This window comes from Maribacter flavus (genome assembly GCF_008386635.1).
GTDB classification, from domain to species: domain Bacteria; phylum Bacteroidota; class Bacteroidia; order Flavobacteriales; family Flavobacteriaceae; genus Maribacter; species Maribacter flavus.
In genome coordinates, this window is sequence record NZ_VUOE01000001.1 from 2,057,101 (window position 1) to 2,082,282 (window position 25,182).

General features: G+C 45.5%; 20 protein-coding genes and 1 tRNA gene. 12 read left to right on the forward strand and 9 right to left on the reverse strand.

Going from position 1 to position 25,182, the window contains the following annotated elements; all coding sequences use genetic code 11:
• Nucleotides 1-226: 226 nt before the first annotated feature.
• Both F0361_RS08875 and F0361_RS08880 read right to left on the reverse strand, forming a co-directional pair.
• Nucleotides 227-1,810 carry a 4Fe-4S binding protein gene (locus F0361_RS08875; protein WP_154918085.1) on the reverse strand — a complete coding sequence of 528 codons (1,584 nt, stop codon included), beginning with the start codon at nt 1,808-1,810 and terminating at the stop codon, nt 227-229.
• 27 nt (nt 1,811-1,837) lie between these two features.
• A complete protein-coding gene (locus tag F0361_RS08880) occupies nt 1,838-3,184 on the reverse strand; it encodes an NAD(P)/FAD-dependent oxidoreductase (protein WP_154918086.1) in 1,347 nt (448 codons plus the stop codon).
• Nucleotides 3,185-3,414: 230 nt separating this feature from the next.
• Between F0361_RS08880 and F0361_RS08885 the strand changes: the two genes are divergently transcribed.
• From F0361_RS08885 to F0361_RS08895, 3 genes are all read left to right on the forward strand, one after another.
• Complete coding sequence (locus F0361_RS08885) at nt 3,415-4,422, forward strand: glycoside hydrolase family 113 (RefSeq protein WP_154918087.1); 1,008 nt, start codon at nt 3,415-3,417, stop codon at nt 4,420-4,422.
• Nucleotides 4,423-4,511: 89 nt separating this feature from the next.
• Nucleotides 4,512-5,471 (forward strand): hypothetical protein, encoded by a 960-nt coding sequence (locus F0361_RS08890; RefSeq protein ID WP_154918088.1) that lies wholly within the window; start codon nt 4,512-4,514, stop codon nt 5,469-5,471.
• 52 nt (nt 5,472-5,523) lie between these two features.
• Entirely contained in the window at nt 5,524-6,558 is a 1,035-nt protein-coding gene (locus F0361_RS08895) for an N-acetylmuramoyl-L-alanine amidase family protein (protein ID WP_246160862.1), read from the forward strand.
• On the opposite strand, the gene F0361_RS08900 is transcribed toward F0361_RS08895, so the two are convergent.
• From F0361_RS08900 to F0361_RS08915, 4 genes are read right to left on the reverse strand one after another with little or no spacing between them, the layout of a single operon-like run.
• Nucleotides 6,559-7,263, reverse strand: a complete 705-nt coding sequence (locus F0361_RS08900; RefSeq protein ID WP_154918090.1) for a TIGR04283 family arsenosugar biosynthesis glycosyltransferase — start codon at nt 7,261-7,263, stop codon at nt 6,559-6,561.
• A 29-nt stretch (nt 7,264-7,292) separates the two neighbouring features.
• Nucleotides 7,293-8,108 (reverse strand): purine-nucleoside phosphorylase, encoded by an 816-nt coding sequence (locus F0361_RS08905; protein ID WP_154918091.1) that lies wholly within the window; start codon nt 8,106-8,108, stop codon nt 7,293-7,295.
• Between the two features lie 2 nt (nt 8,109-8,110).
• Complete coding sequence (locus tag F0361_RS08910) at nt 8,111-8,776, reverse strand: TIGR04282 family arsenosugar biosynthesis glycosyltransferase (protein ID WP_246160863.1); 666 nt, start codon at nt 8,774-8,776, stop codon at nt 8,111-8,113.
• Nucleotides 8,777-8,834: 58 nt separating this feature from the next.
• Complete coding sequence (locus tag F0361_RS08915) at nt 8,835-9,347, reverse strand: rhodanese-like domain-containing protein (RefSeq protein ID WP_154918093.1); 513 nt, start codon at nt 9,345-9,347, stop codon at nt 8,835-8,837.
• Between the two features lie 62 nt (nt 9,348-9,409).
• On the opposite strand from F0361_RS08915, the gene F0361_RS08920 reads away from it, so the two are divergent.
• Nucleotides 9,410-10,972, forward strand: coding sequence for a glycoside hydrolase family 32 protein (locus F0361_RS08920; protein ID WP_154918094.1), 1,563 nt, complete (start codon nt 9,410-9,412; stop codon nt 10,970-10,972).
• Here F0361_RS08920 and F0361_RS08925 read toward each other — a convergent pair.
• The 3 genes from F0361_RS08925 to F0361_RS08935 form a co-directional block, all read right to left on the reverse strand.
• Nucleotides 10,969-12,285 (reverse strand): ADP-ribosylglycohydrolase family protein, encoded by a 1,317-nt coding sequence (locus F0361_RS08925; protein WP_154918095.1) that lies wholly within the window; start codon nt 12,283-12,285, stop codon nt 10,969-10,971. The genes F0361_RS08920 and F0361_RS08925 overlap by 4 nt on opposite strands.
• Nucleotides 12,286-12,612: 327 nt before the next feature.
• Nucleotides 12,613-13,587, reverse strand: a complete 975-nt coding sequence (locus F0361_RS08930) for a phosphotransferase (RefSeq protein WP_246160846.1) — start codon at nt 13,585-13,587, stop codon at nt 12,613-12,615.
• Between the two features lie 287 nt (nt 13,588-13,874).
• Nucleotides 13,875-13,947: transfer RNA gene (locus tag F0361_RS08935), tRNA-Phe, on the reverse strand.
• Between the two features lie 374 nt (nt 13,948-14,321).
• Between F0361_RS08935 and F0361_RS08940 the strand changes: the two genes are divergently transcribed.
• From F0361_RS08940 to F0361_RS08975, 8 genes are all read left to right on the forward strand, one after another.
• A complete protein-coding gene (locus tag F0361_RS08940) occupies nt 14,322-15,962 on the forward strand; it encodes a TldD/PmbA family protein (protein ID WP_154918096.1) in 1,641 nt (546 codons plus the stop codon).
• Nucleotides 15,963-15,988: 26 nt separating this feature from the next.
• A complete protein-coding gene (locus F0361_RS08945; protein ID WP_154918097.1) occupies nt 15,989-17,305 on the forward strand; it encodes a TldD/PmbA family protein in 1,317 nt (438 codons plus the stop codon).
• Between the two features lie 97 nt (nt 17,306-17,402).
• Nucleotides 17,403-18,023, forward strand: a complete 621-nt coding sequence (locus F0361_RS08950) for a DUF4159 domain-containing protein (RefSeq protein WP_154918098.1) — start codon at nt 17,403-17,405, stop codon at nt 18,021-18,023.
• Nucleotides 18,024-18,039: 16 nt separating this feature from the next.
• The gene (locus tag F0361_RS08955) at nt 18,040-19,044 is read left to right on the forward strand and encodes an AAA family ATPase (protein WP_154918099.1); all 1,005 of its coding nucleotides are present in this window, start codon (nt 18,040-18,042) and stop codon (nt 19,042-19,044) included.
• A gap of 7 nt (nt 19,045-19,051) precedes the next feature.
• Nucleotides 19,052-19,948, forward strand: coding sequence for a DUF58 domain-containing protein (locus tag F0361_RS08960; protein WP_154918100.1), 897 nt, complete (start codon nt 19,052-19,054; stop codon nt 19,946-19,948).
• A 9-nt stretch (nt 19,949-19,957) separates the two neighbouring features.
• A complete protein-coding gene (locus F0361_RS08965; RefSeq protein WP_161598221.1) occupies nt 19,958-21,232 on the forward strand; it encodes a BatA domain-containing protein in 1,275 nt (424 codons plus the stop codon).
• Nucleotides 21,229-23,442: a tryptophan-rich sensory protein gene (locus tag F0361_RS08970; RefSeq protein WP_154918102.1), complete on the forward strand. Its 2,214-nt coding sequence runs from the start codon at nt 21,229-21,231 to the stop codon at nt 23,440-23,442. The genes F0361_RS08965 and F0361_RS08970 overlap by 4 nt, the downstream gene beginning before the upstream one ends.
• Entirely contained in the window at nt 23,432-25,165 is a 1,734-nt protein-coding gene (locus tag F0361_RS08975) for a hypothetical protein (protein ID WP_154918103.1), read from the forward strand. Before F0361_RS08970 ends, F0361_RS08975 begins: the two co-directional genes overlap by 11 nt.
• The last annotated feature ends 17 nt before the right edge of the window (nt 25,166-25,182 follow it).

Below are 25,182 nucleotides of genomic sequence, written 5' to 3' on the forward strand. Positions count from 1 at the left end.
ATGGACCAAATTTATGCGCTTCGACATGCTCAGCGTGACATTTAGTGTACAACTGTCCGTCCGAGCCCTTCGATTGCGCTCAGTGCGGGCCTGTCGGTGTCCCATAAACTATCCTTCTCCAAAACGTTTTTGTTTTACCTTCGCTTTGACAGGCTCAGTGTGACACTACATTTTCCGACTGACTTTCCGAGTGCTACAGCTCCGCTCAAGGCAGACCTTTCGAAAACTACTTCCTATTCACCAACTTCATTAAATCAACGTCATTGCCCAAAAGTACTTCGGTTGGATTGATGCGACCCTCCTGCGGTCCATTTTCCAATTTGAGTACGCCCCGCGGGCAAACCGCCGAGCAAATACCACAGCCCACACAACTGGATCGTACGATATTCTCGCCTTTTTGGGCGTAGGCGCGTACATCTATGCCCATCTCGCAATAGGTGGAACAGTTGCCACAGGAAATACACTGGCCCCCGTTGGTGGTAATCCTAAATTTGGAAAACAAGCGTTGCTGAAATCCTAGGATGGCCGCCATGGGACAGCCAAAGCGACACCATACCCTGCTACCAAAAATGGGATAGAACCCCGTACCAATAACACCCGAAAAGATACTCCCGATCAAAAAGCTGTAGGTGGTCCTAAGTGTATTGGATTTGAATATGAAAATGTTGCCGTCACCGCTAAAGAAGTGCATACCAATCAGCACCGCAATGATGGTAAAATAGCCTATGGCCCCGTACTGGGCATCCTTTTCAAGTTGGTCCCTTTTATAAGTCATGGCCCAAGCGAAAACTGCGGTCAGTATTACGGATACCCCAATAAGAAAGGTGGTTTTGGTCAACCAGTATTTGCTGGTGTCGTTCCCTAAATAGGAGTAGATAACGGCCGTGGTCATTAAGGTTACAAATACTACTACGCTATGCACCACCCATCTTTCTACCTTCCAGGCGAATTTGGACTTATCGCTCAATTGTCTAAAAGGGTCCCCCACCGTTTCCGCCAGGGCACCACACCCGCAAACCCAGGAACAATACCATCTTTTTCCATATTTATAAGTAAGAATAGGAGAAATGACAAAAATGGAGAGAATCCCAAAAAGCAACATGGCCAAACCAATATCCCCAGCATCTATAAAACCGTTTATCCGGTAGCGCTCAAAATTATAGTAGTTCAGTGGCCACATATTCTTGAGGTCGTAATAGGGTAGGTCCCCGTTTAACCGAGCCATGATTTCGGGAATGATGAAGGCAAAGGCCGTCTGGAAGAACATAACACTTAGCGTTCGCAAACGTTGGTAGCCGTTATGCCGGTATTTCCACATAAATTTTAACCCAAAGGCCAGTATGCCCAAAGTATATAAGGCTCCATATACGAACCACTGACTGGCAGGATTCCCGCTCAAAGCCTTGCTCAAGGGGTCAAAAAGGGCAATCACACCCTTGTTATCCCCATCCTGAACCAAACCCAGATATTCCGGATAAAAATAAAGTACGATGTAAAATCCCGTCAGTGCAATTCCTGTCAACCAACCTAAAAAGCCCCTGCTAGAAATGGACTTGAACCACACCCCATCGTTTTTGATACCCTCATGTTTATGTGCATAGGCCGCTTGGGAAAATAGGAACACGCCCAAGAAAATAAGCAGGAGTGATATGCTTAGCCAAAGGGCACTGTTGCCCAATTGCAGGTTGAAGAGTTGTAGGACAAGAATGCCAAGACCGGTCATACCGATCAACACGGATATTTTCTGGTTGGTGTTCAAGGCCTTTGGCGGTTCCCCGGCCAATGACATGCTTTTGTCTAGAGTACGCATACAAGTTGTTTTTAACTGTTGGTAGGGTTAGGCAAGATTTAATATCCGCTTCCAACTTTTCTTTTTTGGTCTGATATTTTGGTGAAAATCTTGATTAAATTTAGATACAATGGCCTCCTCGTATGTCTCATAGAGTTCCGGGTCAAAATTCGCATCCTTTAAATGTTCCAATACATATTCCACGCTTCGTTTTTCATTCAGCCATCTATCGAACAGTTCATGCCGTAGTCGGATGCCAAAATTATTGATGCCCAAAAACTCATGAGTGTCTTTGTGGAAGGCAATAGTGATACAAAGTTTTTCCTTGGGATGTCGCCAATGGAAATGTTCTTCATATTCCTTTTTGTTTCGTTCGCTGAACACCCAGCCATAGGTCTGATATTCAATATCCAAGAATTTGGCCGAGTTGAACCAGTGCCCAGGATTGTATTCGGTGGGGTTGCCGCAAAGTGTCTGCGCCAAGGTCTCGCCCATCATCCTGCCCGTATACCAAACGGCCTCTATGGGTCTACGCAACCCAATGGCCTCGTGTTGTTCCGCACAATCGCCAATAGCGTAGATGTCCTCGATGTTGGTTTGTAGCATTCGGTTTACCTTGATTCCTTTTCCGAGTTCAATACCGGAATTCTTAAGGAAATCTATGTTGGGGGTTACGCCAGCGGTCAACCCTACCACATCACAAGCAATAGTTTCTCCCTTATCTGTCACTACAGCTTTGGCCCGGCCATTCTCATCAGATAATATCTCTTTTAAATTGGTATCCAACAGTAAATCAATATGGTGCTCCCTGATGTGCTCGTTGATCATTTCAGATTCCCCATTGGGCAAGACCCCGTTCCAAAAGCTGGACTCACGCACCAAAAAGGTCACCGGGATATCCCTACTTCGTAACATTTCGGCCATTTCTATGCCAATGAGCCCGCCGCCTACAATGACGGCACGTTTACAGATTTTGTTGTTTGGTGCATTTTGTTCAAGTTTGTCCAAATCCTGTTTGGAATAGAGTCCTTGTACGCCTTCCAGATCTTGACCGGGCCAGCCAAATTTGTTGGGTTTGGATCCCGTGGCAATGACCAGTGTATCGTACGCAATTTTGCTTCCATTGGAAAGGGACACCGTTTTTTGGTCCGGAAGCACCTTTTCAACATAGCCGTTTACTAATTCTATCCTGTTTTTCTTCCAAAAGTTGTTTTCGTAGGGCTGTATGTGTTCAAATTTCATGTGGCCCATATACACGTACATAAGGGCGGTTCGTGAAAAAAAATAATCGGATTCGGAGGAAATGATGGTGATTTTTTTATCGGATAGTTTACGGATGTGTCGGGCAAGGGTCACGCCCGATATGCCGTTTCCAATAATGACGATGTGTTCCATGGGCCGGTTGATTTAGTTATAGTGTGGGTCGTTCTAAAAACGAATTCCTTAACAAGCCATGTTAAGTTATAAAGAATTTAGATAGGAATGTCCTATGGAAATAGGTTTGATTTCTTTGATTTGTATAGCATGTATGATCTGTAGTAATAAAAAGTTTAACACATCACTTTAAAAAATGGACTTACTTGGAAAGCCTAAATACATTACTTTAGATTTTAGATTGATTCACTATGAGGAAATTAGGTCTAATTCTTGTATGTTTTCTCCAATTCTGCTGTAATGGAAAGGCACAGAAAAAGTGGAATGGCGTCAGTTTTGTAGCTTCCCGGGAAGAGGCAGCACAGCCTCATGTGGACGAGATTATGAAAATCCATGCGAACAGCGCTGCCGTAATGCCCTTTGGTTTTATACGTAATCTGGCTTCGCCCGAAATTATTTTTGATACAGAAAGGCAGTGGTTCGGGGAAACTAGAAAAGGCGCAAAACAGTACATCGAACTTTTAAAGAAGAACGGGATTCAAGTGATGGTAAAACCTCAGATTTGGATCGGGGGTGGTCAGTTTACTGGTACCATCGCCATGAAATCGCCCAAAGATTGGAATGTGCTGGAGGATTCTTACGACAAATTTATTTTAAACTATGCAGCATTGGCCGAGGAAACCAAGGCGCCGATTTTTTGCATTGGGACGGAACTGGAAAGTTTTGTAAAGAACCGGCCGGAATACTGGAACGAGCTCATCGCGAAAATCCGGAAAATCTATTCCGGTAAGCTGACTTATGCGGCCAACTGGGACGAATATGCCAGAACGCCCTTTTGGAACCAACTCGATTTCATCGGCATAGATGCCTATTTTCCTTTATCGGAGTCCAAAACACCTTCCGTAGCGGAATTAAAGGCCGGCTGGCAGCCCTGGAAAGAGAAAATTTCCCAATTGGCCCTCCAAGTACAAAGACCGGTGCTGTTTACGGAATACGGCTACCGATCCATGGACTACACCGCCAAAAAGCCCTGGTTGGTGGATAGAACCGAGGAGGGCGTAAATATGGAGGGACAGTCCAACGCCAAAAAGGCCATTTTTGAGGAGTTTTGGGGCGAGGAATGGTTCGCTGGCGGCTTCGTCTGGAAATGGTTCATACAGCATGACCGTTCCGGCGGGGAAGAGGATAACCGATTCACCCCCCAGAACAAACCTTCACAGGCCATTATTGCCAATTATTACAGGCTACATAAGGATTGATTTATAGTAAACCCCTTGAAAATTAGTTGGCCCACTGTTTTGAAAGGGCTATTATTTTTGGTAATCTTTGTAACAGGAATACTATCAGCATGCACAACCCTATACCTCGTTCCGTTTTTAGGAGCTTATCCATTTGCTTTTTTTTACTTCATATCCATGCAACCGTGGCCCAAGAAACGTCCAATACCATTGTGGCCAAAACGGGGGATGGTATCTTTTCCGTTTTGCGGAAATCCGGAATCCATCCTATTAATTACTATGAGCAGTTCCTGAAGTTGAATGCCGATAACATCAAGAACGGTAGCGAGTTGATTGTGGGGAAGGAATACATTCTTCCGGATGCGCCAGACTCCTTTAAGCGCACTGGGGTCCGAATCGATACGGGCGAAGAGGTAGAAGCTCCCATTTTCAATGAAACGGAGTTGTCCCTGATGAACCAAAAGGATACCACCTTGCAAAATACGGTCTATTACTTTGTGCATTCCGGTGGTACCGAATCTAAAAAACGGTTTGACGCACTCACACGCCAATTGGCCAATGACCTAATGGTAAAAGGGGCGCGGGTCTATCTTTTGGAAAATTCCAAAATAGCGGCGGCGATTTCGGATTCGCTGTCCCTTGTGGCAAAAAAGGAGATGTACGGAAATTTTTCCAGCGCGATCAATAAAAAATATTTGAGGCATAAGGGCGCCTACCAACGCGTGATTCTAATTGAGGACGCTTTTGGACCACGGGAAAATTCGGTCGTACGTATTAGCCATAATCCTAAAAGTAGTGAAGGCAGACAATTCGCTTCCGTTTTGGAGAACGTATTGCGAAAAAACACTTCGGTTCCCGTAAAGGGAAAGAACGAAACGAATCCCTTTAAGGACGACGCCAGTTTGTATTTTGCCAACAACTTGGTTCCGCCCATCGTAATTTTGAACTTTACCGATGGTTCCAAACCCTTACAGGGCGGATTTAACCTAAAATCCGAAAAGAAACCTTTAGTGGGTCTGTTGAACGACGGCATTCTGGAGGATTACTCCCAGTTGAATTTTGAAAATTAGTGGGGAATATCTTGGATTCTTCGGCATGGACTTTGATTTTGGTAAGTGTATGATGAGGAAATTTATCTTGTTTATTTTTGTTTTCTCCTTCCAATTTTTCCCTGTACATGGGCAGGATACCTTGGCCACCGTTACTGCGGAAAAAGGTGACGGCATTTATTCCCTTTTGCGAAAACATGGGGTTAACCCGTATGAATATTACCATGAATTTGTGGACATCAACCTCGATAATTTACGGGACAGCGTTCATTTGTACGAGGGTAGGACCTATGCCATTCCCAAAGTGCCCTTGGACACCATACCCGTGGTGGACTCCATCCAGCGGCAGGCCAAGGAAGTGAAGGAAGTGGAGGCCAAGACTTACGATATTTTTGGGGAGAAGCACAAAACGGTGCTATCCAAGAGTGAACGCCTGAAAGGTGCCATCTACTATTTGGTATCCGGCCACGGTGGTCCGGACCCGGGGGCAATGGCCGTGTATGCGGGCAAATCCATATCGGAGGATGAGTATGCCTATGACATTACCTTGCGTTTGGCCAAGGAACTTCTGGCACATGGGGCATCGGTATATATTATAATCAGGGATGAAAACGATGGCATTCGCGAGGAACGCATTCTGGAAATGGACCGGGACGAGGTCGCCTATCCCGATAAGGTCATTCCATTGAACCAAAGGGATAGACTGCAACAGCGTGTGGATATCGTGAACGGTTTGTACAAACAGAACAAAGGTGCCTACCAGCGGCTCATCGTTACCCATGTGGACAGCAGGAGCGTAGGCCAAAATATAGATGTGTTCTTTTACCATCATGAAAAGAGCCAAAATGGGAAGCGGCTGGCGGAGAGTATCCACAAGACCTTCGAGGCGAAATACAAACAGTACCAGCCCAACAGGACCTATTCCGGAACTTTTGAGGACCGTACTTCCCTGTTCCTGGTCAAAAAGACGCATCCGGCCATGACCTTTATCGAGATCGGGAATATCCGTAATGAAAAGGACCAACGACGTATTCTGGACCCTGACAATAGGCAGGCATTGGCCAAATGGATTTCGGAAGGTGTGATACTGGATTTTGAGGAGCGGTAATTACAGGGCGATGTTCTTCCTGTAATAGTCATATATATTTTCCGGACCCTTGCCCAAATAATACTTAAGGTGTATCATGGCGAAATGATATTGAAGGCGGACCATTCCCTTTTCCATGTACCTTCGTGCCGAAGTTTCCACATAATCATTGATGACCTTGAACGGCGTCTTTTTGTACAATCGTCCAATAAACTCATTGTCCTCGTAGACTTTGTAGTTTTCATCAAATCCGCCAAGCGTTTCAAAAAGTTCCTTGTCCACGAAGAGGGATTGGTCGCCGCCACGGCATATAGGTCGGTTTATTTTGGTACACCAAGCGAAAAATCCCAGAAAGGGACTGGGCGAATCGAATTTGAGTCGGAAGCATCCTGCCGGGATTCCTTTTTCAAAGACTTGCAGTATCTGTGTATCGAAACCTGGCGGCGGAAGGCTGTCCACGTGTAAGAAATACAAAATATCGCCCGATGCATTTTTAGCGCCCCAGTTCATTTGTTTGGCCCTGCCTTTTTCGCTGGATATAACCCGGGCCCCAAATTTTTGGGCAAAAAAAACGGTTTGATCCGTGCTTCCGCCATCCACGACCAGGATTTCCATGACCTGGTCCGTACGGGTATTCTCTAAAATCTTGGCCAATACCCGCTGTATATAGTCTTCCTCGTTCAGGACGGGGATGATGACACTGATATTGGGTACTTCCTTTTGCATTTTAAAATTCTAGGTTGGGCCAAACACGTTTATAGCTGCTTGATCAGTTCCCTGAAGAGTTTTACCATCTTGGGTTCGGTCGCTTCGGCGATGGCCAGTATTTCGGATATGTTTACGGGCTCCAGATGGTCCGGGTCGCATTCATCGGTCAGCACGGAAACGGCCACAATGGGAAGTTCCAAATGATTCGCAACAATGACCTCGGGCACGGTGCTCATTCCCACGGCATCGGCACCCAATATTTTCAGCATTCTGTATTCCGCCTTGGTTTCCAACTGCGGACCCACCACGGATGCATATACGCCGGATTTTAGCGAAATGCCATGTTCTTTGGCAATTTCTGAAAGCTTTTTTCGCATGTCCTTGTCGTAAGGTTGGGACATGTCCACAAAGCGTTGCCCAAATTCAGACACGTTTTTGAAGGCCAGCGGTGATCCGCCCTGTAGGTTGATGTGGTCCTCGATCAACATCATATCGCCCTTTTTAAAATCGAGGTTGATGGCTCCCGCGGCATTGGAGATGAATAGCTTGGAAATACCCAATAGGTGCATCACGCGTATGGGATAGGTAATATCCAGAAAGTCATACCCTTCGTACAGGTGGAACCTGCCTTGCATGACCACTACTTTTTTGTCCTCGATGGTGCCATAGAGAAGCTTTCCCGTGTGGAATTCTACCGTAGCGAGGGGAAAGAATGGGATATGGTTATAATGTGCTTCAATGGGATCCTGAATTTCCTCGACCAGTTTTCCCAATCCGGTACCCAGCACGATTCCTATTTCCGGGTTTTCAAATCCCTTGGATATTAAATAGGCGACCGATTCTTCCAATTGTTTCTTTTGCATGCTTATCTATTTTTTAAAAACGGGGCAAAGGCAGGTATGTCCTTTATGTCCTCGTAATAATCTACATCGTTTTTGGTTTTTAAAAGTATCTTTTTTTCGTTTTCCAAATCGTTCAAGGTATCCCTTAAAACGGTTTCCGTACCCCACTCCTTATCTTCAAAAAGGGCAGGTTTCAGCTTTTTCATACCCAAGAGATAATAACCGCCATCTTCTGCGGGGCCCAAGACAAAATCGTTTTGCGCTAGTACCCTAAAGGCTTCTTCCAGATCTTCTTGGGACAGGTCGTACATATCGCTCCCAATGATGATTATCTTTTCATATCCGCTGGCAAACCCGTCCTGAAAGGCATTGAGCATCCGGGTGCCCAAATGGTCGCCTACCTGAAGCCTTTTTCCATATATCTTGTTGTCCCAAATGTCCTGTTCCCAGACTTCATCGGAATAGTAAACAATTTTATCAGTATACAATCCGGAGGTAATCTTTACGGTATGTTCCAGTAAGAAATTATAAATATCCAAAGCCGCTTGGTCTCCCAAGGTTGCCGCCAAGCGCCTTTTGCCCTTGCCAAGTTCCGGGTTTCTGGTGAAGATGAGGAGCAGGTTCTTGCTGTTGGCCAAGGTAAAATCTATGGTTTTTTCGTTCTTTTCGCTTTTGTTGGTCTGTAGAATACCCAAGTGTCAGTACTGTTTTTTCTTTAGGAAATTAAGATGGCACGTCATTGGTCGTTCAGGGTTGGTAAACCTTAATCCCATTTTTCAACAAGCGTCCCCACAAACGGTTAAAGGCGTGAACACTGTCCGTTTCCATACCCTGTGAATTGTATACCGTTCTGTTTTTGTTCTTCCATTCAAAGATGCCGCCATAGAGGTTCTTTACGTTGGTGTAGCCCAATTCCTGTAGTTTCTCGCCAATGTCCTCGGATCGTACGCCTATGGAGCAGTATACGACAATAGCTTGTCCCTTTTGGGGAAGGGTTTGCAGGACTTTATCCGGGTCGAAATCGGAATTGCCCACCCAAACGGCATCCTTTAAGTGGCTTACTTCAAATTCACCCAATTCCCGGGCATCCAAGAGTACAATGGAATCATTGGGTTGTAGGTTCTCCGGTTGGATGTAGGGAACCGTCTCCTTGTTCAGCAATTTTAGGGTGTTGTCCAAACTGCGTTGCGCCCTTATCGCATGGGAATGCACAAGCAAAAGGAACGGTAAGACCAGAAAGGATAAAACTTTTTGCGACATCTATACAAAGGTAGTATTTTAGGTGCGAAGGTCGCATATTGCACTATCTTAAATTGTTCGTAATGATTAAGTCTACCCTCCCTATCTTTTTGATTCTTTTGTGCCTGAATGCATGCAAGGAAGCTTCCAAAAATGAACCTATGGAAAATCCTGATGTAACTTCCAATTACACCGAAGCCTATCGGCCGCAGTTTCATTTTTCCCCAGAGGAAAAATGGATGAACGATCCTAACGGTTTGGTTTATCATAAGGGAATCTACCACTTGTTCTATCAATATTATCCGGATGATATCGTCTGGGGGCCCATGCATTGGGGCCATGCCACAAGTAAGGACTTGATCCATTGGGAGCATAAGCCCATAGCGTTGTTTCCGGATGAACACGGACTGATTTTTTCTGGATCCGCGGTGGTGGACACCAACAATAATTCGGGGTTTGGAACGGGAGAAAATCCGCCCTTGGTAGCCATTTTCACCTATCATGATATGGAGGGCGAGAAAGCGGGAAGAAATGATTTTCAGACCCAGGGAATCGCCTATAGTCTGGACAATGGGGATAGCTGGACAAAGTTCGATGGAAACCCTGTTATTCAAAATGACAATATGCGCGATTTTAGGGACCCCAAGGTATTTTGGAACGAAATCAAAAACAACTGGACCATGCTTTTGGTAGCGGGGGACCACCTACAGATTTGGCAATCCAACGATTTAAAGGCATGGGAAAAGGTAAGCGAATTTGGGAAGGACAAAGGTGCCCACGGGGGCGTCTGGGAGTGTCCGGATATGTTCAAATTGAACGTTGAGGGGACCGATACCGAAAAATGGGTTCTCCTCATCAGTATCAACCCTGGAGCGCCCAACGGTGGAAGCGGCACACAATATTTTGTGGGCGATTTTGATGGCACCACCTTTACGACCGACCAAGAAGAGGCCAAATGGGTCGACTGGGGCCGGGACAACTATGCAGGCGTCACATACAATAATGTACCCGAAAACGAACGAATCTTCATTGGCTGGATGAGCAATTGGGACTATGCCCGTGACACGCCCACCGAAGTGTGGCGAAGTGCCAACACGATACCCCGAAACCTTTCGCTCCATAAAAACAACGGAACCTTGGAACTGTATAGCTACCCCATTGCCAATTTTGACGAAATCGTGGAGCACTCCTATGGCGAGACACCCGTGGCACTTAAACCGGAACAGCGGACCCAAATCCCCCTTAAATACGGGAACCAATCTGAGATTCGTTTTCACATGGAGGCTTTGGACAGCAAATGGATTTTTAGCAATCCGGAGGGGGATAGTCTGGTATTACAGCTAAATCAAAAGGATAAGATGTTTTCATTAGACCGTTCCAAATCTGGGAAGGTGGATTTTAAACCCGAATTTGTCCTCGGAAAGCAGCATATGCCCGTTCCCAATTTGCCTACCGTTGCCATTGAAGTCCGGATGCTTTTGGACAAGTCTTCCTTGGAAATCTTTTTGAACAAGGGTCAGTACGTGATGACGAACCAAATCTTTCCCAATGTCGATTATACGGAACTTACCTTGGAGAATACATCGGACACCGAACAGAAAATAGACAGTCTTTCCGAAAGTAAGGTGATGCGGATTTGGGATTAAGGGTACTTTAAATCGGTAATCCTTTGGGCCATGGCCTCCAAATCGATGCCCAGATGATCCCGATTTACCTTCACGACCTCTTCCTTTATCTCTTTTGGTAGGTTTTGATAACCGGTTTTCGCACCCAATACCATCCCCGCCACGGCGGCGACAGTGTCATTGTCCCGGCCATAGTTTACGATGTATTGTATCGTTATTAAAAAATCACCTTCGCCAAAGGCCAGACCTGTAATCAGGATTTGCCAGATTTCCCCGGAATGAAAGGGAATGGCTTTTTGCTCTTTTTCCAAGAAGGCATAGGACATTTCCTGTTGTTCCCAATCAATGGCGGACCCAGGATAATTTTGAGGTGGGACGATTTTGTTGGCTATATTTTCGTTGTGGATCGCACCTGCTTTGCTAAGTTTTTTGATCCTTCGGATTTGGTTTGTGGAAGCTACCCAGATGTTGTAAGGTATCCGTCCCACCAAGCGGCTGTCCTGATAGCCCTCCATATCTGTAAAGGGGACCACGTTCAAAATGGAATCCATGTTTTGGGTCCTTAGGGCCATATGCGTCATGGCCGATACACTGGCGGTGATATCCTTGGCATAGCCAATATCGAATAGGGAATGCTCGTACCCAAGGGCATAGGCATCCTCCGTGTTGTTGGCGATCAACCCGAACATGGGCGCATACAACTGTCCGGCACAGGACATCTCACCACCGTAAAATCGGTTGAGGGCACGGGTATATTCGGTCATACCATTTTGGTAGGCCAGTGAGACCCGGGCCCATTCCTTGATCCAATCGATCTGTTCCATTTTTTGGTCGAGTAGGTCGGTTTGGGTCGCCAGGCCGGTATCGGAAAGGTTTTTGGTAAGTTGCCCGTAATAGTCGTTGATGAATTCTGAAAAGGAAGTTGCATTTGGCTCCCCTTCGGATTGTGTAAAATATTCCGTCATGAGAAATTTCCAGCGGGTATCATCGGTGGTGGCACCTTGGAGGAGGTTGTTTTCCCAAGTGCCCTCCGGGGACTGTACGCGTTCGGCGGGCGTAAGTCCCGTGATGTATCCGTATTTTAGCTGAATGTCCTTCCGGTGCCACATTTCGGTACTTGCGCCCATGGCATCGCCAATGGCGGACCCCACCAATGCCCCCAAAACCCTATCGTAATAGGCTTCTTTGGAGAGTTGTAGGGTATCCGAGGTGTATGCCGTATTTTTTGGTGCGGGTATAATCGGGGTTTCCTTCTCGTTTTGCTTACATGAAAACATTAGAACCAACGAAAGGACAACAATGTATTTGCTAAGGCTTGGATGATGATTTTTCATAGGCTTATACTCTTTTAGGGTCAACTAATTTCCGACTGTCATCTAGAAAGAAGAGAATATACTTATTATCATTCAATATTGGAACTATTTACAAATATGTATCAAAAACCTAATGAATCGTCAGTTCGAGTGATTTTGAGGCACGAAAAATCGTATCGAGAACTAAACGATGGAAAAATATCGCTTCTCGATAAAAATTTTTCTCATTATCAATCGAAAAATCCACTCGAAGTGACATACTTTTTTAAAATACAGAATAGATTTTTTGACATTTTAAAACCATGTTTGAATCTCAAAAACTAAGTGTTGATTGTTTTATATTGTTAGCTATTTAGACAGTATTAGTTTTTCGGCCAGGGCCAAAAGTGATTCCTTTTCTTCTATACTGCGTTCCAAGGGAAGCTGTGCCAGACCGATAAGCCGACGCATGATTTCCACACTGGCTATTTGTGCTACCAATGGTTTGTCATGCTTGCCGGGATACGTTTTGGATAAACTTTCCACGAAAGTCGCATCGTGTGTGGCTATGATGAGGTGGGCGGCCATGACGCCCAAATCGAATTCGGGGAAACCCAAAAAACCGAATTCAGGGTCTAGTACAAAAATCTCCTCGTTTTTGGACATCCAACTGCCCGGGTAATAATCCCCATGCAGTAGGGTATCCCCTTGGCTGAGGTATTTCTTTCCAAGTTCGGAAATGACCGACTTTAATTCAGGATTACTTTTATAGGGCGCGGCCAAACCTTGCAGTCCTTGTTGAACGGTGTCCAATGAGAAGCCGTTGTCCTCCATAAAAGGAAGCACAAAAATGTGTTGGTGGTTGAGTTGGCGCATTTCCATATTCTCGGGAAAATCCTTGGGGGCCTTGCTGCTATGTATTTTGTGAAGTACCTCGACCAGGGTATTCAATTGACGTTGGTCAATATTCCGTTGGTGGTATAGATAGGTCATGTCCTTACAATCGCCCAAATCTTCCATATATAATAGGTAGGCATCTTTATCAAAGCCCAAGATTTTTGGCAAGTGTTTTTGCAGGTCTTGGTGTTTTAAAGCACTATAAAATGCGTGCTCTACGGCGATACGTTCAATAGGGGCGGAGATGTCCTGATACTTCTGTACATACTCACGCGATTGTTTTAGAACAAAAGAACGCTGATCGGTGTGTACTTTTAGCACGACGTTCATATTGCCCTCCCCGGCTTTGGAAAGTCGGTCGATTTTTTCATTGGGTTGTAACCATTGACGCTCCGCCAAAAAGGCTTGGAGTGTTTCAATGGGCATTTCTTCATGGATTCGTATCAAAATAAGAAGCTCTTTTAGGAATACAAGATACGGTTAATGTGGGGATGGTGGTAGTATTGGGTTTGAATCCTTGGTAAACTTAACGTGATTTAAGTTTTTATTTTCCTTACCTCCAGCAGATAACTTCGCTTTGCTTGTTGTTCCATCGGAACCACAATTGAAAATAGCGAACCCAGCTGCCCATGGCAGCTGCTTTTTTATTTTCCTACTTTTTTGATCAATCAAGCTTACCAAAAATCCGGTAAATAAAAAACCCGCTCTTGAAGGAGCGGGTTCGCTGCGTTAAGTGGTACCTCCAGGAATCGAACCAGGGACACACGGATTTTCAGTCCGTTGCTCTACCAACTGAGCTAAGGTACCTTTACGCCCCCATAGCTATGGGGAATGCGGCTGCAAATATAATTTCTAATTTTACATATACCAACTAAAAAACAAAAAAAGCATCCTTTTGTTTTGTGCCTCCCGTTCAATACCCCTATTTACGATGATTCCACTTTGCGATAGGGGAACGTCAATAAATCATATCCTTGGTTTCAGGGTTCTAATTTGGCACCTATAAAAAATGTGAATATCATAAAATCTTCTTAATAAAATCCAAATACCCAAGGATGTTACAGGTAGAATTCCCTATTTTAGGAGCTATTCCTATTAAGTAGTGTCAAAATAGACACCCATGAAATATGGGCTTATGGGAATACTGACTAAGTAAAAAATTAACTCGAACAGACGAAACAATGAAACGAAGAAACTTTGTACAATTGTCCGGCATGGGTGCGGCCTCCCTATTGGTACCCGCAAGTATGATGGGCAATGTGATTGAAACAGAAGCCCTCCTGGAGCCGGGTATGGACGTCGTCCTAAAAAAGAAAATGGCCGATGTAGCCCTGAATACCGCCAAATCCTTGGGTGCTACCTATGCCGATGCGCGCATTGGACGGTACTTGAACCAATATGTATTTACAAGGGAGGACAAGGTGCAGAACGTGGTGAACACGGAATCCTTTGGAATTGGAATAAGAGTAATCGCCAATGGGACCTGGGGTTTTGCCTCCACCAATAGCGTTACCGAGGACGGAATCAAAAAAGCGACCCAACAGGCCGTAGCCATTGCCAAGGCGAACTCCAAAATCCAGAAGGAGCCCGTACAACTGGCACCGGTGGAGGCGCATGGAGAGGTTTCTTGGAAGACACCTTTGACCAAGGATTTTAAGGACGTACCGGTTTCTGAAAAAGTAGACCTGTTATTGAGCGCGAATGCTGCCGCCATGGAAAACGGGGCCAACTTTGTGAATTCGGCCTTGTTCATGGTCAACGAACAAAAATATTTTGCCTCTACGGATGGTTCTTATATAGATCAGGATGTACATAGAATTTGGCCCACATTTAGCGTAACGGCCGTAGATCGGGCGGCCGGCAAGTTCAAGACCCGCCAGGCGATGAGTGCGCCCATGGGGATGGGCTATGAGTATATGGACGGACTTGCTTCGGAAAAGCTGGAAGGTCCTGCTGGAATCACCCTCTACCGAAAAAGTTATGATATCGTGGAAGATGCCATCCAAGCGGCGAATCAGGCCAAGGAGATGCTTTCGGCAAAATCCGTAGATCCCGGAAAATACGACTTAGTACTGGAGCCCAACCATTTGGGGCTCACCATCCATGAGTCGGTTGGACACCCCTTGGAACTGGACCGTGTCCTGGGCTATGAGGCCAATTATGCAGGTACCAGTTTTGCTACCTTGGACAAATGGAAATCGGGTGATTTCAATTACGGAAGTAAGATCGTAAACTTGGTGGCGGACAAGACCCAAGTGGGCAGTTTGGGTGCCGTTGGCTATGACGATGAAGGCGTGAAAACCAAAAAATGGGATTTGGTCCGTAACGGTACCTTGGTGAACTATCAGGCTATTCGTGATCAAGTAAACATCATTGACCAAAACGAATCCCACGGATGTTGCTATGCCCAAAGTTGGAACGATGTCCAATTTCAGCGGATGCCAAACGTATCCTTGGAACCGGGAACCGAAAAGTACTCCATTAAGGACATGGTCAAGGATGTGGAAAAAGGTATTTATATCGCCGGACGCGGTTCGTATTCCATTGATCAACAGCGGTATAACTTCCAGTTTGGTGGTACGGTATTCTATGAAATCAAAAACGGGGAAATTGCTGGTATGCTGAACGATGTGGCCTACCAATCCAATACCCAGGAATTTTGGAATTCCTGTGCCAAGATTTGTGATGAAGGGGATTACCGCATGTTCGGGTCCTTCTTCGATGGAAAGGGGCAGCCGTCCCAAGTGAGCGCCGTATCCCACGGTAGCTCTACCTCCAGATTCAATGATATCAATGTAATAAACACGGGTCGTACCATTTAAAGGATACGCAATACAAAATTTCAGAAATGGCAATATATACAGAAGAAGAGGCCAGAAAAATTATGGAAAAGGCGTTGAGCTTTTCCACGGCCGATACATGTGAAATAAATTTAAGTGGCGAGGAGAGCGGAAACATCCGCTACGCCCGAAATACCGTTTCCACGGCAGGTCATAGATCCAATCAATCCTTGGTGGTGCAATCCAGTTTTGGGAAGAAATCTGGTACTGCGACCATTGACGAGTTTGATGATGCCTCCCTGGAAAAGGTGGTGAAAAGAGCGGAGGAACTGGCGAAACTCTCTCCGGAGAACCCGGAGTTTATGGAGCCTTTGGAGCAGCAGAGCTATGATAAGGCCATTAACTTTGTGGAAGCGACGGCGAATATAACCCCGGAATATAGGGCATCGGTGGCCAATGATAGTATTGAACCCGCAGCGGCAAAGGATGTTACCGCAGCAGGATTTTTGGACGATTCCTATGGTTTCAGTGCGATGTTGAATTCCAAGGGTCTTTTTGCATACAATAAATCCTCCAACGTCGATTTTACGGTGACCATGCGTACCAACGACGGTACGGGTTCCGGTTGGGTCGCTAGGGATTTCAACGATATAGGCAAGTTCAATGCTTCCGAGGCATCCAAGGTGGCCATTGGCAAGGCGGTGATGTCCAGGGAAGCGAAGGCTATAGAACCCGGTAAATACACCGTTATCTTGGAACCCGCCGCGGCCGAGGATTTGATCAGCAATATGGCAAGATCCCTAAATGCCCGTACCGCGGATGAAGGCCGGAGCTTTATGTCCAAAGAAGGTGGTGGTACCAAAATGGGAGAAAAAATAGTGGACGAAAGGGTCAACCTATGGTCAGACCCCTTGCATCCCGAAGTTCCCACCAGTACTTGGAGCGGAGATGGTCAGGCCTTGAAGAAAACAGTTTGGATCGAAAACGGGGTGGTCAAAAATTTGGCCTATGACCGTTTCTGGGCGCAAGAACAAGGTGTTGAGCCAGTGCCGTTTCCCAACAATATCATCATGGGTGGCGGCGATGCTTCTTTAGAAGATTTGATAAAAGGTACCAAAAAAGGGATTTTGGTGACCCGTTTGTGGTACATCCGTACGGTGGACCCGCAGACCTTATTATACACCGGTCTTACTCGGGACGGAACGTTTTACATCGAAAACGGACAGATCAAACATCCGGTGAAGAACTTCCGCTTTAATGAGAGTCCGGTCATTATGCTGAACAATCTGGAAGCTTTGGGGCAACAGGTCCGTATTAACGGGAATTTGATTCCGTACATGAAAATCAGGGACTTTACCTTTACGAGCTTATCGGATGCCGTATAGGTCTTGAAATTTTGAAAGCTGGTTGCGATACATTTTATCATTGCAACCAGTTTTTCTTTTCACTATGGTTTAAAATTTAAAAAACTTTTAAATACCGTTGAGCAACGAGTTTTTCTTTACCCGATTACAATATGAGTCCGGCGATTGGGACGTGGACCAACGTATGCCTTCCAACCTGCTGAACTCTTTGGTAGAGTACACCACGCTCCAGGTGAATACGGTGGAAAACATCGTCCCCTTGGCCAGTGACGATATTTTTAAATGTCCCTTTTGTTACCTATCCGGACATAAATTGGTACAGTTCTCCAAAAAGGAAGGGGAAAACTTTAAAAAATATGTGGATAACGGCGGATTCGTTTTCGTGGACGATTGCAACCACGATATCGACGGACTTTTTGCAAAATCCTTCGAACGGCAAATGGGGGAGTTGTTCGGGAACGAAGCCTTGGTGAAACTGCCCAATGATCATGAACTCTACACCCTGTTTTTCAATTTTGAGGATGGACCGCCCACTACTTCCCAGGAACTGAACGGATGGGGCGACGACTTGGTACATGAATACCTAAAGGCAATCGAAATCAATGGAAGGATAGGGGTTTTGTATAGCAATAAGGATTATGGCTGCGAATGGGATTATGATTTTAGAAACAAACGGTGGTATAAAAACGATAATACAAGATTTGGCGTAAATATCGTCATGTACGCATTAACATCTTAAGCAGAATTTAGAATACATGGACAAACAATTAGTGGCTGCGGAGCAGGAAATAAAAAAATTGACGGATAAACTACCCTTGCTAAAAAAGGAGATAGGAAAAGTCATTGTAGGCCAGGAAGAAACCATTGAGCACATGCTCATCACTTTTCTCGCAGGGGGACATGCCCTTTTGGAAGGGGTACCCGGACTCGCCAAGACCTTGTTGATCAAGACCATTTCCCAGGCAATAGACTTAAAGTTCAATAGGATCCAGTTTACGCCGGATTTGATGCCTTCGGATATCGTGGGCACTGAAATTTTGGAGGAGGACCATAGCACGGGTAACAAGTTCTTCAAGTTCAATAAGGGTCCCATTTTTGCCAATATCGTTTTGGCCGATGAAATCAACAGAACCCCGCCAAAGACCCAAGCCGCTCTGTTGGAGGCCATGCAGGAATTTGAGGTAACCTATTCAGGGAAGACCTATGAAATGGACCGACCCTTTTTTATTTTGGCCACGCAGAACCCTATCGAACAATCGGGTACGTTTCCGCTGCCCGAAGCACAGCAAGATCGTTTTCTTTTTTATATCAAAATTGGGTATCCAACCGCAAGTGAAGAAGAAACCATTTTAAAGAATACGACCGGGACCCACAGACCGAAAGTGGAAAAAATCATCAGCGGACCGGAAATCATCCGCTTGCAAGAGCTGGTACGCGAGGTACACATTAGCGATGACCTTATTGGATATGTAAGCGATTTGATACGGGCCACACGCCCGGAAACTTCCAATTCCGACTTTGTTAAACAGTGGGTAGGTTGGGGAGCGGGACCCCGGGCAGGGCAGGCCATGATCTTGACCGCCAAGGCAAGGGCCTTGCAGGAAGGTCGCTTTTCGGTCACTCTGGAAGACCTGAAACATGTCGCCTTCCCCGTATTGCGGCACCGGGTCATCGTGAACTTTAGGGCAGAGGCCGAAGGAATCGATTCGGACGCCGTTACCAAGGAATTGTTGGAAAAGAGTAAGGTAAACGTAAAATAGCTGCCCTTTGAAAACGGACTACAGGGAACTTTTTCAACCGCAGATCATCAACAGTGTATCTGGATTGGCACTCATCGCACGTGCGATTGTGGACGGATTTTTATCTGGGTCGCATCAAAGTAGGCGGGTAGGTCCTGGTCAGGAATTTAGCCAGTACAGGGGCTATCAACCCGGGGATGACATGCGGCTGTTGGATTGGAAAATGTTGGCCCGTTCCGGGAGGTATTACATCAAGGAATCGGACATTGATACGCAGGTAAACGTAAAGTTCATTGTGGATAGCAGTGCTTCTATGTTGCATGAGGAAGCCGGACTGCGGAAAATCGATTTTGTAAAGGTATTGGTGGCTTCCTTGGCCTATCTATCACACAACCAAGGGGATATGGTGGGACTGTATGCCCTTAACAGCTCGGGATTGCGAAGTGTATATCCGGCAGCTCATAAAAAGCATTATAACCGTATTTTACACGAACTGATCGAACTCAAAGTGGGTGGGGAGTGGCCCACAAATCTGAAAGATTTGGAGAAGATACATCAACGCACCCAAAAGGAATTGTTGTTCGTCATTACCGATATGCACGAAGCGGGTACCGAACTGACCCGTTGGATTCAAAATCTAAAAACCTCTAGAAATGAGGTGGTCGTGCTGCATGTCTTGGGAGAAAATGAATTGGAGTTCAACTATTCAGGTGCCCTGGTATTTGAAGACCTGGAAACGGGAAAAAAGGTGAAGGTGGAGGCAAAAAATGCCAGAAAGGAATATCTAAAATTGATGGAAACGAATCTGGAGGAACTAATGAATGATTTCCTTTCCAAGAATATCAGCTATGAACTGTTCCGTCTTCATAATCCTATGGAAGATGCCTTGCAATTATTTTTAAAAAAACGGATCACGTTGAGGTAAATGACATTTTTGCAACCTACATATCTTTGGGCCCTTTTATCCTTGGCTGTTCCCTTGCTTATCCATTTGTTGAACAAGGGGGATGTAAAAACGGTGAAGGTAGGAAGTGTGAAATTCCTTAGGGAATCTGATACCAAGCAATCCCGAAAGATCAGGTTGCACGAATTGTTCCTGTTGTTACTGCGGATGCTTTTATTGGGCCTGATCATTCTGTATTTGGCAGAACCACGGTGGAAGACCAAAGTGCAAAAGGTTGCCCTGACCTATCTTATTGAGCCCTCTTTGGCGTCCAATGAAGCTTTTATGGCCTTTGCGGATTCCCTTCCTCAAAACGATATTCGATGGTTTGCCGAAAATTTTCCGGATTTGGAAGCTGAGGTTGACCGTGGCACCGTCCCTACCTATTGGCAGCTTGCGCAAAGCTTAACTGAAATACATTCGGATAGTATCGTGGTCTTTACTAAAGGCTTGGCCAAAGGAATCAAAGGACCAAGACCAGTGGTAGACCCAAATGTGCGTTGGGTCATCGTTGAAAATGAAACGGAGGTTGTTGAGCCCATTGGCGCAAAAATCATTGGGGATTCTATAAGGCTATTCGAAGCAAAGAGTTCTTCCCAAATAACCGATTTACAGGCAAACATGCTCTCCAAAAATGATGCAAGCGTTGTCTCGCTAACTGCGGATAGTCTGGTTTGGAACGCATCGGGAGAAACGACCAAAGTCCCTATTTTACAGAACGATACCCTGCATGTTACCGTAGCATTTGACGAAAGTTATGAAAGGGAAATGTGGTATGTTACATCGGCGTTAAAAGCTATTGGCACGTATGGGATGCGGGAAATCAAACTAAAAACGATGGACGCCGATGCCTTACCGGAGACAGGAAAACCTTTGGATTTGTTGGTCTGGTTAAAGAATGGCAACGTCCCGAATATAAGTCAAACCACCCTAGCGATGGTACCTGATTCTTTGGCAAATTCCCTTATAGAACCTACCGAATCCAAAAATCTTTTTCATTTGACGGGGCGATTGAATATAGAAAATACAATCACCAAAAATTTCACCAATTCTTTGGCCTCATTGCTGTTGTTCAACAGTACTTTGGAGGACAATTTGATCGAACGGGACCAACGCGTATTGCCCGAAACGGAATTTACCCCGAATGTAGCCACCTCGGAATCTAGAATGAAGGTCCGTACCATGGATATTTCTCCTTGGATCTGGCTGGCCGTTTTTTTAGTGCTCGTAGCAGAGCGGATACTCTCAAAAGTAAGAAAGCAATGAAGGAGGCGCGGGATATTTTATATGGGGCTTTGCTCAAATGGCGCTTGTTGAAAAGTACGGAGCCATTGCTGGTTGCGTTGGCACTTGGGGGGAGCGCTTATTTACTTATTTCCTCTTTTTGGGTGGCCGTAATGGTCTTTTTGATTTCGTTGTCGGTCGGTTTATGGTTCGTTCGACCTTGGAAGTTGACCCTGGCCCAAATCTGTTCCAGGGTAGACGAAACCATCCCGACCATGGAGCACAGCACGGGCTTGATTCTGGAAAATGAAAACCAATTGCCGCTGCTTTCCAAAATCCAACGGGCAAGGGCCAGTGAAACCCTCAAGAACCATCAACGTGACATACGTATCGAAAATGCCCTAGTACCTACTGCCGGTATTTCGCTGCTTGTTATTTTGCTGGCTTGGTTGGTACATGCATTGGGGGTTTTTCAGTTGGACCGCAATACTAAAAATATTTCGGAGGCCGATGTGGTGACCTTTCAGACACTGGATTCAACGAATCTCGAAATCCTTCCTCCAAAAATAAGGAGTCAGGAAATCCGCATCAGCTACCCAAATTACACCCAAAAACTCGATACATACACCACCCAAATGAACCTGCGGGTCTTGGAAGGATCCCGTATATCCTGGAACATTGTATTTGATCAATCGGTCAACGGGGTGCAACTACAAATGGGTGCCGATTCGCTCCAGATGGACGGTACCAAAGATTCCTTTTCAAAATCGCTGGTGGCGGATTATGCCAATTTTTATGCCATCAAATTTGAGGATTCCTTGGGCAATTCCTACGTATCCGATTTGTTCGCTTTGGAGACCTATAAGGATGAACCGCCCGTTATTGAAATGGAAGGGTTGCCACAGTTCAGTTCTTTTGACTTTGAAGGTCCCCAAAAACTGGCGTTTACCACTCAATTAAAGGATGATTTTGGCCTGGCCGATGTCGCCATTATAGCCACAGTGAGCAAGGGAAGTGGGGAATCCGTCAAATTTAGGGAGGAGCGGTTGGGCTTCGATACAAAACTGAGTTCGGGAATGAAAGAACAGAATTTTAGGAAAACCCTTAATTTAAGGGAGCTGAAGATGGAACCGGGGGACGAACTCTATTTTTACGTGGAGGCTATTGATAACAAACAGCCCAGACCCAATATTTCCAGGACGGAAACTTTCTTTACCGTCATAAGGGACACAGTAACCAATCAATTTGCGGTGGAGGGAACGTTGGGCGCCGACCTAATGCCGGATTATTTTAGGAGCCAACGCCAATTGATTATCGATACGGAAAAATTGATTGCGGAGAAACCAGTCATTGAAACCAAGGAGTACAACTTTCGGAGCAACGAGCTGGGCTTTGACCAAAAGGCTTTGCGCATAAAATATGGGGAATTTATGGGCGACGAAAGCGAGGGCGGACCTGTAGTCGTTACCGAAGTTGAAGCTGCAACGGAAGATCAGTTGGCAGAATATACCCATGACCATGATGGTTCCAACGAGCACAATTTGGTGGCCGAGGAGCATGAAGACCACGACCACCAAGACCATGGAAACGAAGGCGACGCGGAAGATCCGCTGGAGGCGTATATCCATAATCATGAGGACCCGGAAGCCTCCACGCTCTTTGCCCAATCCCTAAAAAGTAAATTGAAGCAGGCCATGGCGGAGATGTGGGATGCCGAATTGTATTTGCGACTTTTTCAACCGGAAAAATCCCTGCCTTACCAGTACAAGGCCTTAAAACTGATTCAGGAAATTAAAAACAGCGCACGGATTTATGTACACAGAATTGGGTTTGATCCTCCGCCCATCAAAGAGGATAAGCGTTTGACGGGTGACCTAAAGGAGGTTGGGAACTATTCCAAGAGCGAAACCTTGGAAAAGGAAGACGATTATCAAAACATGCGGAAAGCGGTAGCACGTTTGGAAGTTTTGTTGGATTCCGATTTAAAAATCACCAAAGCCGATCGGGACCTCTTCCATAAAGCTGGGAACGAATTGGCGCGGAAAGCCATTGAGGAACCGGGAAAATATCTGGCAACCCTGCAGACCGTCAAATGGTTATCGGAAACGGAAGTCATTGATGCAAAGCAAATTAATAACGCGCTACAAGGCTTATATCGGGCTTTGCCCAAAAAACAAGTGCTGCCCAATTCCAGCGATCGCTATCAAAACGAGTTGAACAATCTGTTTATAGAATCCTTGAATGTTGAGTAACCTTGCTTTTGAAAATAAAGATTGGATGTTGGCCGTTGTGCTGACCGGACTCCTGTTGTTCGCCGTTTTCATTTGGAAGGCCTGGACCGGAACGGCGGATAGGCGATTCTATCTACAGACATTCCTTGGGTTCTTTGCCATTCTTTGTTTGGCCTTGTTGGTTCTGAAACCAACGTACCTACAAAAGGTCAGGAAGGAGGCCGTTCTTTTGACCAATGGATACCAAGCGGAAACCTTGGACAGTCTAAAAAAAAGCAACCGAAGGATTTCCGTTCTGGAATATGCACCGGGAATGGACCTTTCTTCCACATTGGATTCCATTGACCGTTTACTGATCGCTGGTCATGGGGTCAGGGATTATGATCTTTGGCAGTTTAAGCAAAGTTCCGTCTCATTTATTCCGGAAGCTATTTCCGAGGGAATCGTACAATTGAAATATAACCAAAAGACCATTTTGGGAGCAGACCTAGTGGTAGAGGGAATTTATAATAACCCAGTCAATCAAAGCAAATTGGTACTTCAAGGGCCCGGTGGAAGCCCATTGGATTCGATTGTTTTTTCCGATAATCAAGAACATCAATTTAGATTAAGGACCAACCTAAAGGCACCCGGAAAGTTCCTATTTTTTGTACAGAGAAAGGACAGTTCCGGTACCGATACTAAGACAGAACCGTTACCGGTATTTGTGGAAGCGAAAACGCCTTTGACAGTTTTAATGGTCAATGAATTCCCTTCTTTTGAAACCAAGTATTTGAAGAATTTTTTAGCCGAAGAAGGGCATCGGGTCATCGTAAAGACGAAACTGACCAAACAGAAGTACAAGTATGAATATTTCAATACGGAAAGGCAACCTGTGTATTCCTTGAATTCTGAAAACCTATCGGCTTTGGATCTGATTTTTTTTGACGATGTTTCATTAAACATGCTTTCCAATTCGGAAAGGACCGTTCTGACCGAAGCGATACAGCAGTACGGACTCGGAGTTTTTGTGCAACAAACGGGAAATCGGTTTCAAGTCGAAAACAAACTGGGAGCATTTGAAGTGCAGCCCGATACTGAAAACACCCTTAAAGTAGCGGTTGGGGCAGAACCATTGATGGAAAAATATCCGGTACGCTTCCCGGCCACAGGACTGACGGAAATGGCTATCGGAAATTACGGATATTCCAAACGATTGCGCCAAGGGATTATCGGGACCACTTCTTTGAAGAATACGTATGAATTGCTGTTGGACGGTAAGCAGGCAGAATACAGGGAAATTTGGACATCCTTGATCAACGGACTTCGGAAGCAAACCCAGAATACGGGCGCATTTCGGTCGGAATCCAATTGGGCATTTATTGACGAACCTTACGATTTTTCGTTTTTTACATCGGAAGAAAATCCGGTCGTTTCCTTAGGAAATCAGTATCGGGTTCCTTTATTGAAAAACACCGTAGTTCATGAGGAATGGCAGGGAAGGGTCTACCCAAGGGAAAAGGGATGGCATGAATTGGCATCGGAACAAGATAGTACAACCTCCCAAAATTTTTATGTTATGGAGGCGGGAAACTGGAGTTCCTTGACCGCCCAAAATACCCTGAAACGGAACAAGAGATTTTTTGATTCCCCAGTTTCGGACCAAAAGGAAAAATTCCTGCCCCAAAGCATTCCTGCCATTTGGTTTTTTATGGGTTTTATTCTGAGTATGGGATTTTTATGGCTCCTGCCAAAGATAAAATAGGTTACAACTGTTTCAAT

Bases quoted from the DNA above. Each gene is read 5' to 3' on its own strand.
- F0361_RS08915 (WP_154918093.1), bottom strand. From the start codon at position 9,347: ATGTCGCAAAAAGTTTTATCCTTTCTGGTCTTACCGTTCCTTTTGCTT.
- F0361_RS08940 (WP_154918096.1), top strand. From the start codon at position 14,322: ATGAAACGAAGAAACTTTGTACAATTGTCCGGCATGGGTGCGGCCTCC.
- F0361_RS08880 (WP_154918086.1), bottom strand. From the start codon at position 3,184: ATGGAACACATCGTCATTATTGGAAACGGCATATCGGGCGTGACCCTT.
- F0361_RS08905 (WP_154918091.1), bottom strand. From the start codon at position 8,108: ATGCAAAAGAAACAATTGGAAGAATCGGTCGCCTATTTAATATCCAAG.
- F0361_RS08895 (WP_246160862.1), top strand. From the start codon at position 5,524: ATGAGGAAATTTATCTTGTTTATTTTTGTTTTCTCCTTCCAATTTTTC.
- F0361_RS08955 (WP_154918099.1), top strand. From the start codon at position 18,040: ATGGACAAACAATTAGTGGCTGCGGAGCAGGAAATAAAAAAATTGACG.
- F0361_RS08890 (WP_154918088.1), top strand. From the start codon at position 4,512: ATGCACAACCCTATACCTCGTTCCGTTTTTAGGAGCTTATCCATTTGC.
- F0361_RS08945 (WP_154918097.1), top strand. From the start codon at position 15,989: ATGGCAATATATACAGAAGAAGAGGCCAGAAAAATTATGGAAAAGGCG.
- F0361_RS08900 (WP_154918090.1), bottom strand. From the start codon at position 7,263: ATGCAAAAGGAAGTACCCAATATCAGTGTCATCATCCCCGTCCTGAAC.
- F0361_RS08920 (WP_154918094.1), top strand. From the start codon at position 9,410: ATGATTAAGTCTACCCTCCCTATCTTTTTGATTCTTTTGTGCCTGAAT.
- F0361_RS08970 (WP_154918102.1), top strand. From the start codon at position 21,229: ATGAAGGAGGCGCGGGATATTTTATATGGGGCTTTGCTCAAATGGCGC.
- F0361_RS08975 (WP_154918103.1), top strand. From the start codon at position 23,432: ATGTTGAGTAACCTTGCTTTTGAAAATAAAGATTGGATGTTGGCCGTT.
- F0361_RS08885 (WP_154918087.1), top strand. From the start codon at position 3,415: ATGAGGAAATTAGGTCTAATTCTTGTATGTTTTCTCCAATTCTGCTGT.
- F0361_RS08925 (WP_154918095.1), bottom strand. From the start codon at position 12,285: ATGAAAAATCATCATCCAAGCCTTAGCAAATACATTGTTGTCCTTTCG.
- F0361_RS08875 (WP_154918085.1), bottom strand. From the start codon at position 1,810: ATGCGTACTCTAGACAAAAGCATGTCATTGGCCGGGGAACCGCCAAAG.